Origin of the sequence: Prevotella sp. FD3004, from assembly GCF_000746155.1 — a bacterium.
GTDB lineage: Bacteria > Bacteroidota > Bacteroidia > Bacteroidales > Bacteroidaceae > Prevotella.
Genome location: NZ_JQKR01000008.1, coordinates 149,091 through 167,339, shown reverse-complemented (window position 1 = coordinate 167,339; position 18,249 = coordinate 149,091). Strand labels below are relative to the sequence as shown.

Annotated in this window: 10 protein-coding genes; 7 read left to right on the top strand and 3 right to left on the bottom strand. The window is 50.3% G+C overall.

Annotated elements, in window-relative coordinates:
• Nucleotides 1-21 precede the first annotated feature (21 nt).
• Nucleotides 22-2,049: a PAS domain-containing sensor histidine kinase gene (locus T325_RS12280; protein WP_081910995.1), complete on the bottom strand. Its 2,028-nt coding sequence runs from the start codon at nucleotides 2,047-2,049 to the stop codon at nucleotides 22-24.
• A 16-nt stretch (nucleotides 2,050-2,065) separates the two neighbouring features.
• On the bottom strand, nucleotides 2,066-4,234 hold the full coding sequence (locus T325_RS00920) for a PAS domain-containing sensor histidine kinase (RefSeq protein WP_081910994.1): 2,169 nt from the start codon (nucleotides 4,232-4,234) through the stop codon (nucleotides 2,066-2,068).
• Between the two features lie 150 nt (nucleotides 4,235-4,384).
• Here T325_RS00920 and frr point away from each other — a divergent pair, with 150 nt between their 5' ends.
• From frr to mnmA, 4 genes are read left to right on the top strand one after another with little or no spacing between them, the layout of a single operon-like run.
• Nucleotides 4,385-4,945, top strand: coding sequence for a ribosome recycling factor (gene frr, locus T325_RS00915; protein ID WP_036909624.1), 561 nt, complete (start codon nucleotides 4,385-4,387; stop codon nucleotides 4,943-4,945).
• Nucleotides 4,945-5,865, top strand: a complete 921-nt coding sequence (gene rsgA / locus T325_RS00910) for a ribosome small subunit-dependent GTPase A (RefSeq protein WP_036909622.1) — start codon at nucleotides 4,945-4,947, stop codon at nucleotides 5,863-5,865. The genes frr and rsgA overlap by 1 nt, the downstream gene beginning before the upstream one ends.
• A gap of 49 nt (nucleotides 5,866-5,914) precedes the next feature.
• Entirely contained in the window at nucleotides 5,915-8,365 is a 2,451-nt protein-coding gene (locus T325_RS00905; RefSeq protein WP_051949632.1) for an alpha/beta hydrolase family protein, read from the top strand.
• A gap of 18 nt (nucleotides 8,366-8,383) precedes the next feature.
• Nucleotides 8,384-9,457 (top strand): tRNA 2-thiouridine(34) synthase MnmA, encoded by a 1,074-nt coding sequence (mnmA, locus tag T325_RS00900; RefSeq protein WP_036909620.1) that lies wholly within the window; start codon nucleotides 8,384-8,386, stop codon nucleotides 9,455-9,457.
• Between the two features lie 281 nt (nucleotides 9,458-9,738).
• Here the strand turns inward: mnmA and T325_RS00890 are convergent, their stop codons facing one another.
• Nucleotides 9,739-11,634 (bottom strand): alpha-glucuronidase, encoded by a 1,896-nt coding sequence (locus T325_RS00890; protein WP_156097613.1) that lies wholly within the window; start codon nucleotides 11,632-11,634, stop codon nucleotides 9,739-9,741.
• 203 nt (nucleotides 11,635-11,837) lie between these two features.
• On the opposite strand from T325_RS00890, the gene T325_RS00885 reads away from it, so the two are divergent.
• The 3 genes from T325_RS00885 to T325_RS00875 all read left to right on the top strand — a co-directional run bounded on the left by T325_RS00885 (nucleotide 11,838) and on the right by T325_RS00875 (nucleotide 18,132).
• Nucleotides 11,838-14,255 (top strand): beta-galactosidase, encoded by a 2,418-nt coding sequence (locus tag T325_RS00885; protein ID WP_036909614.1) that lies wholly within the window; start codon nucleotides 11,838-11,840, stop codon nucleotides 14,253-14,255.
• Nucleotides 14,256-14,501: 246 nt separating this feature from the next.
• Nucleotides 14,502-16,949 (top strand): SLBB domain-containing protein, encoded by a 2,448-nt coding sequence (locus T325_RS00880; RefSeq protein ID WP_036909612.1) that lies wholly within the window; start codon nucleotides 14,502-14,504, stop codon nucleotides 16,947-16,949.
• A gap of 244 nt (nucleotides 16,950-17,193) precedes the next feature.
• The gene (locus T325_RS00875; RefSeq protein WP_369794024.1) at nucleotides 17,194-18,132 is read left to right on the top strand and encodes a chain-length determining protein; all 939 of its coding nucleotides are present in this window, start codon (nucleotides 17,194-17,196) and stop codon (nucleotides 18,130-18,132) included.
• The last annotated feature ends 117 nt before the right edge of the window (nucleotides 18,133-18,249 follow it).

Genomic DNA, 18,249 nt, shown 5'->3' with positions numbered 1-18,249 from the left:
TTATATCGTCCTTATATGTTCTTAACTGTCATATCTCTCACATGGAATCCATATCCAGAATGTCGATCCCTTGCCTTCTCCTTCCGAGAACAGACCAATCTGTCCGTGACATCCGTCTGCAATGGCTTTACAGATGCTAAGCCCAAGACCAGTGCCTTGGATGAAGTCGTTCAGTTTCACGAATCTGTCGAACACCTTCCCCTGATCTTTCTGTGAGATGCCTGCGCCGGTGTCTTCGCAGTATAGATATATACCGCTCTTGCCGTCGCGCTCCTGTGGCTTGTATCCTACCTTGATATGCCCTTTTTGGGTGTATTTCACGGCATTGGTCACGAAATTGGTGATGACCTGTTGTGTACGGCCATTGTCAATCTCTATGAAGAAGTGCTCCAATGGATTATCTTTGATAAATGTCACGTTAGGATTCTGCACACGCTGCTCCAGTGAGGTGCAGATGCTGTCGAACTCCTTGGCAAAGTCTACCTTGTCGGGTTTGAAGTCTATACCGCCATCGCCCAGTGATGAGATGGCCAGAATGTCATTCACCAGCCTGAGCAACATGTCGCAGTTGTTCATAATCACCTTGACAATCTCCTGCTTCTCCTCAGATGAGGGGAGCATAGACAATACGTCCGAGAAGCCTACAATGGCATTCAGGGGAGTACGTATCTCATGCGTCATGTTGGCCATGAATGTACTCTTCATCAATCCCGACTGGTTGGCTCGTTCTGTCTCTTGCTTCAGACGTTCCTGTTTCTCCATCAGTTCATTCACGTTGCGCACGATGCCATAGGTCCCGGCCATCTTTCCGTGCTTGTCGAAATAGGGCACACTGTCTATATAGTTCCATTGCAACTCGTCAGAGTCGCCGAAGAACGGATGTATCTGTGTCAGTATTGCTCTAGGCTCGTTGAAATACTCCTGATATCTCTGCAGACCGTCTTTGAAGGCATCGTCCACGAAATAGCTCTCCAGCTTGTCGATGGCTATCTTCTTTTCTGGTTGGACCTGAGTTTTGTAGAAGGTACAGCATCCTTCAGCTACCGAGATGCGGAAGAATCTCATGTTGCAGGTCTCCATCAGGTACTTCAACTCTGTCTCATATTGCTGAATATTCTCGTTGGCACGCCGTATCTCCAGGTCTTTCTGCTTGTTCTGCAGGTAGAGCTCACGTTCCTGTGTGATATCTCGGATAGAGAAGGTTATATAGGTCAGTTCGCCGTTCTCATCGTTGATGGGGTGTACGCGCAACTCGGTGTAGCAGTTTACACCGCGTTCCACGATCATACTCTTCGTACAGAAATATAGCTCTTCGGCTTTCCTCTCTGTCAGTACATTACGGAAGGTCGGTAGATCGTAGAGCGTATGGCTGAAATAGTAAGGATCATCCTTTGACTGGAACTTCAGGATGTCTCTCATCTTCTTGTTGACATACAACAGATGCCCGTCTTTGTCGTAGAAGGCCAGACCGGCGATTTTCTGTCCGAAGAATTGTCGATACCGGTCTGTCAGAATCTGTTCTTTCTGTTCCCGGAGCATCTCTTCCGTTCGGTCGGTCAGTGTACAGAATATGTACTGGGGCGTCTTGTGGTTTTCAGTATATTCGGCAATACCCGTGTCATGCATATATTGCCAGTCGCCCTGATGCTTTTCCCCGCTTCGGTCCCATCGGACTGTACATTCTGCGGTTTTCTGTCCATGAATCAGACTAGCCAGGAATTCCTGATATATGATGACGTCTTCCGGGTGTATGTAGTTGAGGCATTCCTGATAGCTCATACCATTTTGGGGTAGGAAGTCACCATACATGTTCACGGCATAGCGGTCTTGTATCGAGAGTTTTAACACAAAGTTCTTGCCAGTGTCCAGCGTGCGTCGCATGATGGTATGCAAGTCCTTGGTGTGCTCGGCATTCTTATGGATACGAAGCAGATTGATACGATAGATAGCCCATACCATGACAAATGCCAGGAATGTCAGAATCGCGATGAGCAGCGAAATGCTGTCAACGCCAATGGAATTCTGTATGTTGGCCAGTAACATATTCATACTTCTCTTCTTTATATCATGAGCTTCGTTTCTTCTCGAAGTTTATCATCTCACAGGGTACGCTGACAAAGAAGGTGCTGCCTTTGCCTTGTTCCGACTGCAGCTCAATCGTGCCGTTCATCTGCTCAACCAACTCCTTCACTATAGGCAGATCCAGTCCCGTACCTTTGCTCTTCTTCCCCTCTTCATGTACAAAGCGGTCAAAGGCTTTCTCCAGATTCTCAGCGTCCATTCCCTCACCAGTATCTTCGATGGTGATCATAAGCTCCCCACGGCGGTATTCATATTTGGCGCGTACAGTCCCCTCTGTTGTGGTCAGTCCGGAGTAGATGCACAGTTTCTGAATGACCATAGCCAGGTTCTGCGGGTCGATTTTTACCAGTAGCTTGTTGTAAGGATTCTCTATGACCGTTTTCACACATGGGCTCAGGTTACTCCATCCCATGTAGCACCATCCCTCAAACAGAAGGGCAAAGTCTGTTTCCAGATAGTTGTATTCTATCATCTTCGCATCCAGCCTTGACAGGAACAGGATGTCGTTGATCAGTTTTAACAGGGCGTTCGTGTTCTTTTTGATCTCTTCAGCGAAGATGGGCTCGTCTTCTTCGTTGTGCTCTGTTCCGAAGAGCTCTGCAAAGCCAATGACGGCATTCAGTGGCGTTCGCAGTTCATAGCTCATGTTCAGCAGGAAGGTGCTTTTCACCTGCTCTGCCTCTTGAGCCTTGGCAGTCTCTTTCTTCAGACGTATTTCCGTGTGTGTCACTTCTGTGTCGTCACGACACATGCCCAGATAGTAGCTCACCTCTCCGTCCTGATTGTATATGGGCATGATTCTGAAGTTCAGATATATATCGCGCCCTTCTTTATCCTTGAAGATGGTGTGCAGGGTTTCAGAGAAATCTCCCTTATGCCTTTTGTCCATTTGCAGTAACATTCGATAGGCCTTAGCCCGGTCTTCTGGGTCTATCATAGACATGGCGCGTATTTGCGACAGACTGTATTCAATATGGTTCGGGTCACTCAGAATGTCTAACTCATGCTTCTCTGGGTGGTAGTGCATCAGTCTGACATGACTGATTTTCAGCGAATAGTTAATGTCCTCAATATAGTTCTGAATAGCCTTTGTTTGTTTTTCCAGTAGTGCGGCGGCCTCTTTCTGGTGGTGGTTCGATTCCACCATGTCTGTAATGCTTCTGCCTGCGGTAATCACACCTAGCAGCTTCTGGTTCTTGTCGCGAACGGCACTCACGTCTGCTTCATAATAGATCTTTCCTTTTGTCAGAATCTGAGGAATGCGCTCGTCGGTCTCTTTGACTTTCGAGATGTCTGTAATCGACGAGAAGTGCATGGGGGCGTCGATGGCATGGATGTCAATCTCTCTGTATGAAGGTACGTCCCATATTCTCACCTTCTGGTCGAGAATGGCCTGCCTGTTGGTCACCCCGAAGGTCTCCATGGCTTTGTCGTTGAGTTCTGTCAGAATCCCGTTGGCGTCATAGAAAACCATATCAACAAGCGACGACTCGAAAACAGTATGGTAGCGCAACATCAGTTTCCGGGTGTTCTCGGCTTTTTCCTGTTCTTCGGTAATGTCACACTGGGTACCCAGAAGAGTCTTGGGGCGTCCGTTTTTGTGGTGTCGTAATATCGAAATGTTTATCTCGTAGATATGTTGCTCTTCCGCATTGTTCTTCAATGGGGCGCTTTTCACGAGAAGGGTCTCAGAGTCCGTCTTCCCGTCCTGAATGTCGGTGATGAGCTTTCTCATAGCCTCAAAATCGTCTCGGTCGAAGAACTGTGAGAAGTCTATCGGCGTATATTCGATTTCTTTGGTGCCATACTCTGTCAGGACCTTATACAGACGCTTGTCCATATCGTACGTCCAAGCCTTCATCCTGTTGGCGTCCATAATCAGTCCCAGCTGTGCGTTCAGTCTTTGTGTCTCTTTGGTAACGTCTTTATCTTTGAAATAAAACAAACGGTTGTAAAACATCATCACGAAGACAGTAATCAGAAATAAAGCCCCCAGATATCCAAGAATGTGGTGGATATCTAGAATGGTTCCCATGTTTTCTGCCTGTGCCTGAGCAGCGAGTGTACCCATCAATAGGATGCATAGCACGCTTGCCCTTGGATGGTATATATTTATCCGCATATAGTTGCCATAGAGTGTGGTAGTAATCATCCGCAAAGATAATAGATTCTGCCCAATTCACAAAATATTTGAGCAAAAAAAACACAAAAACCTCTTATTTATGGCAAAATATAGACGAAACATTTGGAAGTTTCGAGGAAAAGCCTTACTTTTGTCAACAGAAACTAAAAGCTATTATATATGTTAGACGTAAAAGAAACATTGAAGAAGAGTGAAGAGAGGATGGAGATGGCAGCGATGTACCTCGACGAAGAGCTGAGTCGCATTCGTGCAGGTCGTGCCAATGTAGCCATTCTCGATGGCGTCCGTGTCGAGGTATACGGCAGTAAGGTTCCCCTCAACCAGGTGGCCAACGTCAGTGTTCCCGATCCCCGCACCATTGCTATCAAGCCTTGGGACCGTAAGGAAATCCGTAACATTGAGAAGGCTATCATGGACAGCGATGTAGGCATCACTCCCGAGAACAACGGTGAGATTATCCGCCTGAACATCCCTGTTCCTACGGAGGAGCGCCGTAAGGATCTCGTTAAGCAGTGCAATAAGATTGCCGAGAAGGCCAAGGTGGAAGTCCGCAACGTGCGTGCCGACATCAAGGATAAGCTGAAGAAAGCTATCAAGGATGGTCTTTCTGAGGATAATGAGAAGGATGCAGAGCTCGAACTTCAGAAATTACACGACAAGTATATCAAGAAGCTTGACGATCTCATCGCAGCGAAGAATAAGGAGATTATGACCGTTTAATGAAAGGTCTCGTTATTAAGAATACTGGCAGCTGGTACACCGTCATGACCGACGATGACCAGCTTCTTGATTGTAAGGTGAAGGGCAATTTCCGCATGAAGGGAATCCGCTCTACGAATCCCGTGGCTGTTGGCGACAGGGTGACTGTCGGAGAAGGCAACTGGATTACGGAGATTGAAGACCGCAAGAACTACATCATCCGTAAGAGCATCAATCTCTCCAAGCAGAGTCATATCATAGCTGCTAATGTCGATCTGGCACTGCTGGTGGTGACCATCAATCGCCCCCAGACCTCTACGACCTTTATCGACAGGTTTCTGGCCTCTGCTGAGGCTTATCGTGTGCCTGTTGTCCTGATTTTTAACAAGCGTGACATCCTTGATGATGATGAGCAGCGTTACCTCGACATGATGATAAACCTCTATCAGACGGTAGGGTATGAGTGCCGTGCTGTCTCTGCTGCGACAGGTGAAGGTGTTGATGCCCTTCGCCCTATGCTTGAGGGTAAGATCACGTTGCTCAGCGGTAATAGTGGTGTCGGCAAATCCACGCTGATCAACCGCCTTGTGCCAGGAGCCAATCTGCGCACCTCTGAGATATCCGATGCTCATCAGACAGGTCAGCATACCACAACCTTCAGCGAGATGATACCCTTCCCTGGTGGTGGGTGGGTGATGGACACGCCAGGCATCAAAGGCTTCGGAACATTCGACATGAAACCCGAGGAACTGACAAGCTATTTCAAGGAGATCTTCCATTTCTCCAAGGACTGTCGTTTCTCCAACTGTACCCATACCCATGAACCGGGTTGTGCGGTGCTCAAGGCCTTGGAAGACCATTACATCGCTGAAAGCCGTTATCAGTCCTATCTCTCTATGCTCGAAGATAAGGATGAGGGCAAATATCGGGCAGCATATTAATTTAGTTATTTTAGGCTCAGTCCTCTAAGGGATAGCATATTCTGTATTTATGAAAAAGAATTGTTTTTTATTCTTTACACTTCTGGCATTCTCGTTTCATGCCTTGTCTGTTTCTGCACAAGTCAAGACCCAGATTAGGGAGTTCAACCTCTCTGGCCCTTATGCCGTGTCAGAACCCTTTGCCCTTGACACCGTCGACGTGCAGGGCAAGAAGTTCGATTCTAACAGCCTGATGAGTGCCATCTCACTCACATCGCAGTCCACGGGCAGGTTCTCGGGCAGTGTCCTTCCCTCGTTGCCCGACAGCAAGAGTGTTGGCCTGCTCTCGTTCTATATCGATAATGCCGATTTCATCAAGGGTAAGATTGAGGTCAAGGGCCCCAAGAATGCGAAACTCTATATCGATGGCGTTGAGGCTACTCCAGAACTCAACCTCGCCCCTGAGCACCATCATTTCGCTATCCGCTTCCTGAGCATGCCAAAGGATACCGACTCCATCAGTGTCACCCTCGAGAGCAATCTCTCTGTAACCCCCTCTCTCTCATCTAAGCATCCCTACATGGTTCATGATCTGACGGATGGCAAACGGGTGCGTGGCATCTCCCTTTCTGCTGATGGACAGCTGGTGGCACTGTCATACCAGACCACAGCGCGTGGAGGCGACTCGCGTTGGAGCTACGAGATCCGCGACGTCAAGACCCAGCGCCTCATCTCTCAGCCGTCAGGCAACCCCCAGTGGATGCCGAAGTCCGCTGCCTATCTGGTAGAAGAGAAAGATGGCAGCCGACGCCATCTGTATAAAGTTGATCCCAGAACAGGCCTTCGCACAAGTTTTGCCCGTGATATTCCAGAGGGCTTCTATGTGGTAGCGCCAACAGAGGATTTTCTCATCTTCTATGTCGAGGAGGAAGGTCCTAAAGAGGATAAGGAGATTTTCGAGATTCTCGAGATGGACGACCGTCAGCCTGATTGGCGTAAGCGCAGCTATCTGACTAAATATGATATCAAGACAGGTCTCGCCCGGCGTCTCACCTTTGGCAACAAGGGCGAGTCTCTCATGGATATCTCACAGGATGGCCGTCAGCTTCTGGTTACCAGCAGTCGCTCACGCCTCACCAAGCGTCCTACGACGGTGTCTGATGTCTTCATCGTGAACACACAGACCCTGAAGGTCGATACCGTTTTCGCTGGCGTGGAGTTTGTCGAGGGAGGCTCGTTCTCGCCCGATGGCACTCAGCTCTTGCTCAAGGGCACGCCAGAGGCTTTCAACCGTGTCGGTTGTCAGCTCCCTGCAGAGGTCACTCCCAGCATGACAGAGCATGAGCTCTATCTCTACGACCTCGCCTCAAAACAGGTGAAGCCATTGACCAAGGACTTTAATCCCAGCATTGAGACTGTCGACTGGTCATGGTCCGACGGACAGATCTATTTCTCTGCCGAGGATCACGACTATGTCAATATGTTTGTGCTGAATCCTAAGACGGGACGTATTACAAAGCTCCCCATCTCAGGCGACTATGCCTATCGTTACAACATAGCTTCCCATGCCCCCGTGTTGGGTTATCTCTCCTATAAGACCATGGAGCCCGCCTCTGCCTATGTCGTTTCTCTCGGTGCCCGCCCGACCTCTAAGCTGTTCTTCGATGGAAAGACGGCCCTTGGCGATGCGGAGATCGGCACCTGTCAGGACTGGAACTTCACCAACTCCAAGGGCGATACCGTCTATGGACGCCTCTATCTCCCCAAGGATTTCGATGCCACGAAGAAATACCCCATGATAGTCTATTATTATGGAGGCTGCTCTCCCGTGTCTCGCTATTTCGAATCACCTTATGCCCCGCAGTACTGGAACTCTCTGGGCTATGTGGCTTATATCCTCCAACCCAGTGGAGCCACTGGCTTTGGTCAGGAGTGGGCTTCCCGCCATGTCAACACAGCAGGTCGTGGACCTGCTGAGGACATCATTGAGGGAACGAAGAAGATCTGTGAGACTCATCCCTTCATCAATCCAGAGAAGATCGGCTGTATGGGAGCATCCTATGGCGGTTTCATGACACAGTACCTGCAGACGCAGACCGACATCTTTGCTGCAGCAGTCTCTCATGCCGGCATCTCCAACCACACCAGCTATTGGGGTGAGGGCTACTGGGGCTATAACTACAGCGAGGTCAGCATGGCAAACAGCTATCCCTGGAGCCATCGTGAGCTTTTTGTCAATCAGAGTCCGCTCTTCAATGCCGACAAGATCCACACCCCCTTGCTTCTGCTTCACGGTAATGCCGATACGAACGTGCCGCTCATCGAGAGTCTCCAGATGTTCACCGCCCTCAAGCTCTTAGGCCGTGAGGTGGCCCTCGTAGAGGTTGAAGGTGAGAACCATCACATCCTCGACTACTCTAAGCGCGAGAAGTGGCTGGCCACCCAGATGGCTTGGTTTGCCCGTTTCCTTAAAGACGACCCCACCTGGTGGAACCACCTCTATCCGTCAAAGCACCTGTAGGATTTTAGAAAATAGAATATGACAGAATTAGATAACAAGCGAATCGCAGTATTACTGTCTGGCGGTGTCGACAGTAGTGTCGTGCTTTACGAACTCGTAAGGCAGGGCCTGAAACCTGATTGCTTCTATATAAAGATTGGTCCTGAGGAAGAGGAGGAGTGGGACTGCTCCTCTGAAGAGGATCTGGAGATGGCTACGGCTGTGTCGCATAAGTATGGCTGTAAACTTGAAGTTATCGACTGTCATAAAGAGTACTGGGACCAGGTTACGCAATACACGATGGACAAGGTCCGTGCAGGACTGACTCCTAACCCTGACGTGATGTGCAACCGCCTCATCAAGTTCGGTGCGTTCGACGAGAAACGGGGGCGCGATTATGATCTCATTGCCACAGGTCATTATGCCCAGACCGAGATCGATGCTCAGGGCAACAAGTGGCTTTGCACCAGTCCTGACCCAGTCAAGGATCAGACCGACTTCTTGGCTCAGATCTACGACTGGCAGTTGCGCAAGGCCCTCTTCCCGATAGGCCACTATATGAAGGACGAGGTGCGCGTCATTGCCGAACGCGAGCATCTTGTCAATGCCAAGCGCCGGGACTCTCAGGGCATCTGTTTCCTTGGTAAGATCAATTATAATGATTATATCCGCCGTTACCTCGGCGAACAGCCGGGCGATGTCATCGAGCTTGAAACGGGCAAGCGGATAGGAGAGCATAAAGGTCTGTGGTTCCATACCATAGGTCAGCGCAAGGGCATGGGCTTTGGCGGAGGTCCTTGGTTCGTGGTAAAGAAGGATGTTGCCAGCAATATTCTCTATGTGTCGCATGGTTACGACCCTGAGACGGCGTATAAGCAGGAGTTCCCAGTTCATGCATTCCATTGGCTCACCATTCCTGTGGAATGTACGGATGTGACGTTCAAGATCCGTCATACGCCTGAGTATCATCCTGCCACGTTGGAGTGGACTTCCCCCGACTCTTTCATTCTCCATTCCAAGGCTCCTATCCATGGTGTTGCTCCTGGGCAGTTCGCAGTCATCTATGATTCTGCTCACCACCGCTGCCTCGGCTCTGGCGAAATCACGGTTTAGTTCTAAACTGTGATTTTATATTATGTTTTTTTATGCAGGGTAAAACCCTGCAGTTTTTCCATCATCCCCAACCCCTTCTTCATAAGAAGGGGCTTCGAACCTTTTTCCAAACCCTTTTCCAATCGTTGGAAAAGGACTTAACCGCTCCTCTGAGCCAGGACGTTTTCGCACCTTTCTTTTGGTTCTGTTTTCTTTCGGTGACGAAAGAAAATGAACAAGGGAATCCTCGAGTGAGACAAAGATGAAAAAGGGGAGTCTCGAGGACTCCCCTTGGGAAAAAACTATTTCTTTAAAGCCAAACTGCCAAAGTAATCAAGGCACGTTTTCTTCCAAAGCTTTGCATTCTCAAGCTGATGCTGCAACCTGTCATCAACCTCCTTCCAGCGCTGTTCGTCAACAAACGGCTTCGCCTCATTCCAGATGCGGATGAAGTCCTCCACCTCATCTACACCGCGAGCGTAGCGATATTCCATCTCTTCATAAACAGTGCGACCGCTCTTCAGACGGTAAGTCCAAGGCACACGATGGAACCACAGCAGATAACGCTCAGGACACGTGTTGATATTGTCATAGATACTGCAGTACGGCTCTCTGTATTGAGCAGTGGCGTTCGATCCGGTGTGTGTTCGGTCGAATCCGATACTGTCACTGTTTGCCCTGTGATAATATACAGGACACCACTCCAATGGCATGTGTGCGTTGAATCCGTCAGGCTCAGGTCCATAGTGCTCATCGAAGGCGAAGATATGGTGCAGTCCGATAGGCATCATATAGTCCACGCATGCCTCACGTGAGCGAAGCATCACGCTCAGCAATTGGGCCTGTACTCCTGTCTCCCTGTCTCCAAATGTAGCTTCCAGCCACTCTGTGGCTATATCCTCACTTGTAAGATAAGGGTCCCACGCCAGTCTGCCGAACGCATACCAGTTGGCTTGTGAGAAATGGTGGCCACACCAGTTCCTGTCAAGTCCGATGTTTGCCACACCGGCGATGCCGACGAGTCTTGATGGCTCCACAAACCCGAAGAACTCACGCCACATAGGTGCCAGATATACCAGATGGCGCGACTGTCCCAGATACTCCTGTGTAATCTGGAGCTCAGCCATCTGTTTTGTCTGGTGGATATTATCAAAGATAGGCGCGTATGGCTCACGGGGCTGGAAGTCCAGCGGACCGTTCTTCGACTGCAGGATCACGTTGTCGCGGAACTTGCCATCCAAGTCTATGAACTCCGATACAGCCTGTTTCACACGATCCTCTCCCTTATGGGCTGCGCCATACACAAAACTTCTCCACATGATGATGCCCCCGTATGGTTTCACGGCATCAGCCAGCGTGTTAGCGCCGTCAGCATGTGTGCGCTTATAGTCGAAGGGGCCGGGCTGCCCTTCCGAGTTCGCCTTTACCAGGAAACCGCCGAAGTCAGGTATCTGCTGGTAAATCTCCTTGGCCTTGGCTTTCCACCACGCCTTCACCTGAGCATTCAGCGGGTCTGCGGTCTTCACGGGCTTCCCGCCGTTGAATCCCTTGGCAGGAATCGACATGGGCGAGGCAAAGTTCACCGACAGATACACCTTAATGCCATAAGGTCTCAACACGTCAGCATACACCTTAACCTTATTGATATACTCAGCCGACAGCATTTTGGGCGATGCGTTCACGTTGTTCAGTACGGTACCGTTGATACCGATAGAGGCGTTAGCCCGTGCGTATTCCTTGATGAGGTCAAGGTCGGGCGCATGGTTAGGGTCTTCTACGAAGATGGTATGTCCGTGGAAGGCCTTCCCTCCAGGTTTTCCTTGCCAGAAGATGCTCAGTCCGGCATACCCTCTCTCAATCGTCCCGTTCAGGTTGTCCCAGTGGTTCAGTATTCTTAATTTATAGAAGGGCTTACTGGTAATGTCCAGTTTCCCTGTTTCCCTGTTTCCCTGTCTCCTTAATAACTCATACGCACCATACAGCAGTCCGATCTCGTTCTTTGCCGAGATTTCTTTCACCTTCTCACCTTTTATGCTATATGCATCCTCCTGCATCGTCGGGTCGACGACGAGCCTGACCTCCTCGCCCTGATAGTACGTTCTCAACTCCTGAGCAGCGATGCACTCAGGCCCGGTAACCTTAGCCTTGTTTACGGGTTGATATCTCAGCCACAGCTGATGACCGTCTTCAGCCTTCATGCTGAAGGGCAGAAAGATAAGAAGGTAAAAAGGTAGAACCCGTTTTACCGCGTTTAGATAAATGCTTTTGATTTTCATATCTGTTTGTAATTGTTGATTCTGAGGGCAAATATACGAAATAATTCTTAAATTTCCTCTTTTGCTTTTTTACTTTTTTACTTTTTTCCTATCTTTGCAACCACAAATCAAAGAAAAGAGACAAAATGAAAAAGGTGAGACTACTATTAGCGGCGTTTCTCGTCGTATTCCCATTGTTGCTTCATGCAGCCGACTTTACGGTGGGCAAGAACACATTCCTGCTCAATGGCAAGCCTTTCGTGGTAAAGGCGGCCGAGGTGCATTATCCCCGCATTCCCCGTCCTTACTGGGAGCATCGCATCCAGATGTGCAAGTCGTTAGGCATGAACACCCTATGCATCTATGTGTTCTGGAACATCCATGAACCCCGTGAGGGCCAGTTCGATTTCTCCGAAAACAACGACGTGGCAGAATTCTGTCGCCTGGCACAGCAGAATGGCATGTATGTCATTGTGCGCCCCGGTCCTTATGTCTGTGCAGAGTGGGAGATGGGCGGCCTGCCTTGGTGGCTCCTGAAGAAGAAGGATATCCGTCTGCGCGAGCAGGATCCCTATTTCATGGAACGTGTGCGCCTTTTTGAAAAGAAGGTAGGCGAGCAGCTGGCCCCCCTCACCATCCAGAATGGCGGTCCCATCATCATGGTTCAGGTAGAAAACGAGTACGGCTCCTACGGCGAAGACAAACCCTATATCTCAGAAATCCGCGATTGCCTGCGGGGTATCTATGGTGAAAAGCTGGCGCTTTTCCAGTGCGACTGGGCTTCAAACTTCGAGAAGAACGGTCTCGACGACCTTGTATGGACCATGAACTTCGGTACAGGTGCGAACATCGACGCGCAGTTCAAGCGCCTGAAAGAGCTGCGCCCCGATGCCCCGTTGATGTGTTCAGAGTTCTGGAGTGGCTGGTTCGATAAGTGGGGAGCTAATCACGAGACACGTCCTGCCAAGGATATGGTTGAAGGTATCGACGAGATGCTGTCCAAGAATATCAGCTTCTCCCTCTATATGACCCATGGAGGCACCTCCTTCGGTCATTGGGCGGGTGCCAATTCCCCTGGTTTCGCGCCCGATGTCACCTCCTACGACTACGATGCGCCCATCAATGAGTATGGTGGTGCCACCGACAAGTACTTCCAGTTGCGCAAGACCATGCAGAAATATAGCAAGACGCCCCTTCCTGCCCAGCCTGCGCCTCCTGCCATGATGATCAGCATTCCCTCCTTCGAGCTCACCGAGCGTGCCGACATCATCCTTGGTGCCGACAGTCTGGTGATGGATAGTCCCCTTCTTACCATGGAAGAGATGAACCAGGGCTGGGGCTCTATGCTCTACGTCACCACCTTGCCCGAGATAACCACCGAGAGCGTGCTCACCCTCAGCGATTGCCACGACTTTGCCCAGGTGTTTGTCGATACAACCTATGTCGGTAAGATCGATCGGGTGCGTAATGAGAAGAGTCTGCGCATCCCTGCCGTTAAGAAAGGCCAGGAACTCAAGATCCTCGTTGAGGCTATGGGACGCATTAATTTCGGTCGTGCCATCAAGGATTATAAGGGCATCACCGAGAGTGTCACCCTTACGTCAGAGCAGGATGGTCATGAGCTCACTTGGAACCTCAGGAAGTGGAACATCCTGACGATTCCCGACGACTACCAGACAGCCCTCCGTGCCCTTCAGGCAGCCTCAGAGTCTGCCGGGACGAAACCCCTCTTCAAGGGCTCTGGCTATTATCGTGGCTATTTCAACCTTCGTAAAGTGGGCGACACCTTCCTTAATATGGAACAGTGGGGTAAGGGTCAGGTCTATGTTAATGGTCATGCCATAGGCCGCTTCTGGTCTATTGGTCCTCAGCAGACACTCTATGTGCCGGGTTGCTGGCTTAAGAAAGGCAGAAACGAAGTCGTCGTTCTCGACGTCGTAGGCCCCTCACTCCAAGCCTACGCCCCCTCTATAGCCAAGGCTATGAAGGCGAAAGTACGTAAGTCGAAAAAATCGAAAACACTTGAACTCCCTGTCTCCCTGTCTCCTTGTCTCCACAGTGTCAACGCCCCCGAGCTCGATAAGCTGAATATAGAAAAATCTCGTACACATAACAACCCGGGCGATAAGCCCGATCTTAATTCTGCCACACCGGCAGTCGTTGCCCAGTTCGCCCCGGGCAATGGCTGGCAGACTGTTCGTCTGAATGCGCCTGTAAAAGGACGGTTCGTGGCTGTTCAAGTCAACTCAACCCATGCAGGAGGCTCCGATGCTTCCATCGCCGAGCTCTACATCCGTGATGCTGAGGGCAACCGCCTCTCTCGTGAGCCATGGGTGGTGAAATATGCTGACAGCGAGGATATCCTTCGTGGTAACTTCACGGCCGATAAAGTCTTCGACCTTCAGGAGTCCACCTACTGGCGTACAGCCAAGGCAGCCGCCCTGCCTCATTTGATAGTCATCGATCTTGGTAGCGAGCAGACCGTTTCCGCCCTCGACTACCTCCCTCGTGCCGAACAAGGCGCCCCTGGTTCTATCAAGGATTTTCAGGTGTTTGTCTATTAAAATTGTATAAAAACGAAATAAGTCCCGAAACAATTTGGCTGTTTCGGGACTTTTTGGTATCTTTGCAGCCGTTATAAGTCCGGCTCGGGTTTCTGAGCTGCGGCTTCGATTGAGTAATGTCGCTGAAAGCCAGTGCAATACGAACATCGTTCAAGTTGGATATTATTACTACGACCGTCTGTTCGCCAGTAACGGTGTCCCCCTTTTGTGTCTTTATTCATTGAAAATAAACAAAAATTTTACGATATGAAAAAGTTTCTTTTAGCATGTACGCTCCTTCTGAGTGCAGTGGCATCCCACGCCCAGATGAGCGACACCCAGGTGATGCAGTATGTACAGCGTGAGATGAAGTCTGGCGCTTCTCAGGCCCAGATTGCCACACGTCTCATGCAGCGTGGCGTAACGATGCAGCAGTTGCAGCGTATACGCTCTCAGTACGAAACACTTAATGGCGGACGTTCTTCCCGCTCTTCGGGCTCCGATGCCGATGTGCTGGTAGCCGACAGCCGTCTGCGTGACAACAACGGTTCCATCCGTACCGACTCGGCAGGCAACGCCCTCTATACGCAGATTGTCAAAGCCACTTCTGCGGGTACGGAGAATGCAGAGCGTGCCAAGGTTCATATCGCCAGTGGCAGCAACACCATCCATGGCAAGGCAGTCTTCGGTCGTGACATTTTCAACCAGAAGGCCCTTTCCTTCGAGCCCAACATGAACATCGCTACCCCCGCCACCTACATCGTCGGTCCTGGCGATAAGGTGTTCGTCGATGTCTATGGCGCTTCCCAGAAGTCAGAGCAGCTCGAGGTCTCTCCCGATGGCACCATCATGGTTACAGGCTATGGCCCCATTCACATCGGTGGCCTCTCAGTCGATGCAGCCAATGCCAAGATCCGTCGTGTGCTCGGTCAGCGTTACAGCAGTTCCGAGATTCGCATGACAGTCGGTCAGACCCGCACCATCTCAGTCAACGTGATGGGTGAGGTCATGGCTCCTGGTACCTACACCCTCAGCGCCTTCGCCTCAGTGTTCCATGCCCTGTATATGGCTGGTGGTGTCAACTCCCTCGGTACCCTGCGTAACATCAAGGTCTTCCGTGGTGGCCGTCAGATCACCTCGGTCGATATCTACGACTATATCCTCAATGGCAAGCTCACGGGCAATGTCCGTCTGGCCGATAACGATGTCATCATGGTTGGTCCTTACGATTGCATTGTCGACATCGCCGGTAATGTCAAGCGCCCCATGGCCTATGAGATGAAGAAGAATGAGAGCGTAGCCACCCTGTTGAAGTACTCAGGCGGCTTCTCTACAGGCGCTTATCAGAAAGCCGTTCGCCTCAATCGTGTATCTGGCGATAAGTTCTCAGCCTATAATATCCCCGAGTTCGAGATGGCCGACTTCAAGTTGCTCGATGGCGACTCAGTCACAGTCGACACCATCCTTCGTCGTTATGAGAACACTGTTGAGGTAAGAGGTGCCGTTTATCATCCGGGCCAGTACGACCTTGGTGGCAGCACCACCACCGTCCGTTCTCTTATCGAGAATGCCGGCGGCCTCACCGAAGAAGCCTTCACGTCTCGTGCCGTGCTCCATCGCATGAAGTCCGACCGCACATGGCGTGTCCTCTCAGTCGATGTTGAGGGCATCATGAACGGCACAGTCGCTGATATCCCCCTCGAGAACGAGGATGTGCTCACCATCTCTGTCCAGCAGGACAAGATGAACCAGCGCACCATCACCATCCATGGCGAGGTGCAGTTCCCTGGCACTTACGAGTACGCAGATAACGAGACCATCGAAGACTTCATCATCCAGGCAGGTGGCCTCACCGATGCAGCCTCAATGGCTAAGGTCGACGTTTCTCGTCGCATCATCGATCCCCGTCGTGTTCACGACTCCAAGGAGATTGCCCATACCTACAGCTTCACCCTGAAAGACGGTCTTATCATCAGTGGTGGTGATAACTTCACCCTCCAGCCCTACGATGAGGTCTATGTACGTCGCAGCCCGGGCTTCGTTCCCCAGCGCAACATCTCAGTCGAGGGTGAGGTCATGTTTGCCGGTACCTATACACTCTCTCAGAAGAACCAGCGCCTCAGCGATGTTATCAAGGCTGCAGGCGGTGTTACTGACGAGGCCTATGTACGTGGTGCCCGCATCGAGCGTCCCCTGAACGATGATGAGAAGTTCCGCCTCAACCGTCTGCTCAAGATGGTCGAGATGCAGGGAGGCTCAGGCCTTGACTCCAAGAAGGTCAGTCAGGATTCCGTTTACTATGTCGGTATCGAGCTCGACAAGGCGCTGGCCAATCCCGGCTCCGACTATGATGTCATCCTTCGTGAGGGCGACAGACTCGTTGTTCCCGAGTACTCAGGCACCGTTAAGATCAACGGTAACGTCATGTACCCCAACACCGTGGCCTACACCAGTGGCAAGTCCTACAAGTGGTATGTCAACGAGGCAGGAGGCTATGGCAATGGTGCTAAGCGTTCAAAGGCCTTCATCCTCTACCAGAATGGTAAGGTCTCTAAGGCCAGCAAGGGTAAGGTAGAACCCGGTTGCGAGATTATCATCCCCAACAAGACCCGTTCTGCAGCTGAGAACATAGGCATGTTCACCAACATCGGCACCTCACTCGCCACCATGGTTACCATGATCGCCACCGTTACCAACCTCATCAAGACCTTCTAAAAACTTCCCAAGCCGAATCTTTGATGCTTCGAAGCCCTCTTGGCTAAGAGGGTTGGGTAATCGAAAGAAATAATGAGAATCTGCAGGAACCTCCTGCTAAATATATTTTTCTTAAATGGAAGAAAACAAAAACATAATTGAAAATCAATCAGAAGAATCATCAATTGATTTTGTAGCAATTTGGAAAGCAATACTGAAGCACAGAAAACTTTATTATAAAGTTCTTCCTGTGACCTTCATCATCATGTGCATAATCACACTGTCTTTGCCCAACTACTACAAATGCGTGGTAACCCTCGCCCCCGAGATGGGTAAGAGCAGTAGTGGTAGTGGCTTGGCCGCTCTTGCCAGCAGCTTTGGTGTGAATCTTGGTGGTGGAGGCAATGCTGCAGGCGATGCCATTACTCCTATGCTTTATCCGGATTTGATGAATTCGGTCGATTTCAAGACCTCGCTCTTCGATGTCAAGGTGCAGCGTAAAGACGACAAGGCTCCCATGACCTATTACGACTACCTCATGAACGAACAGAAACGCCCCTGGTGGTCGGGCTTCTTCGGTCTGCTGAAACCCGAGAAGGCAGAGGATCAGCCAGTCAACACCTTCGAGCTTACCAAGGAACAGGAGGGCGTTGCAGGAGTGATTGCAAAAAATGTTGTCTGTTCTGTCGATAAGAAGACCAATGTTATTACGATAGAGGTTACCGACCAGGACCCCCGTATTGCAGCGATGATGGCAGATACGGTGCAGACCCGTCTGCAAGACTTCTTAACCAAATACCGCACCAATAAGGCGCGTCACGATTTGGCTTACATAGAAGATCTTCAGCGTCAGGCAAAGAAAGCCTACGAGCGTGCTCGCCAGTTGTATGTCGACTATATGGATTCCAATCAGAACATGGTCTTGTTGTCAGCCATGCAGAAACAGACCGATTTGGAAAATGAGATGCAGTTGCAGTATAATAACTACAATGCCCTCAATGCCCAAGTTATCGATGCCAAGGCCAGAGTCCAGGAGGTAACGCCGGCGTTTACCACCCTCCAAAGTGCCACGGTACCTTTGCGTAAGGATGGCCCTAGACGTGGCCTGATAGTCCTTGGTTTTCTCTTCCTCGCAACTCTTTTTACTACCGCCGGGGCCCTCTACAAAGAAAATTTGCTAAAAGTCCTTCTCGACTTAAATTAGGATTGACTTGAATATTACAGACCTTTAGTTCTTGTATATAGTTATAATACTTGGCTTTTATCCCCCACTTCTCACACTTCCCACACCTAATTCGAGTGCGGGAAGTGTGAGAAGTGA

Bases quoted from the DNA above. Each gene is read 5' to 3' on its own strand.
- T325_RS12280 (WP_081910995.1), bottom strand. From the start codon at position 2,049: ATGAATATGTTACTGGCCAACATACAGAATTCCATTGGCGTTGACAGC.
- T325_RS00920 (WP_081910994.1), bottom strand. From the start codon at position 4,234: ATGATTACTACCACACTCTATGGCAACTATATGCGGATAAATATATAC.
- frr (WP_036909624.1), top strand. From the start codon at position 4,385: ATGTTAGACGTAAAAGAAACATTGAAGAAGAGTGAAGAGAGGATGGAG.
- rsgA (WP_036909622.1), top strand. From the start codon at position 4,945: ATGAAAGGTCTCGTTATTAAGAATACTGGCAGCTGGTACACCGTCATG.
- T325_RS00905 (WP_051949632.1), top strand. From the start codon at position 5,915: ATGAAAAAGAATTGTTTTTTATTCTTTACACTTCTGGCATTCTCGTTT.
- mnmA (WP_036909620.1), top strand. From the start codon at position 8,384: ATGACAGAATTAGATAACAAGCGAATCGCAGTATTACTGTCTGGCGGT.
- T325_RS00890 (WP_156097613.1), bottom strand. From the start codon at position 11,634: ATGAAGGCTGAAGACGGTCATCAGCTGTGGCTGAGATATCAACCCGTA.
- T325_RS00885 (WP_036909614.1), top strand. From the start codon at position 11,838: ATGAAAAAGGTGAGACTACTATTAGCGGCGTTTCTCGTCGTATTCCCA.
- T325_RS00880 (WP_036909612.1), top strand. From the start codon at position 14,502: ATGAAAAAGTTTCTTTTAGCATGTACGCTCCTTCTGAGTGCAGTGGCA.
- T325_RS00875 (WP_369794024.1), top strand. From the start codon at position 17,194: ATGTGCATAATCACACTGTCTTTGCCCAACTACTACAAATGCGTGGTA.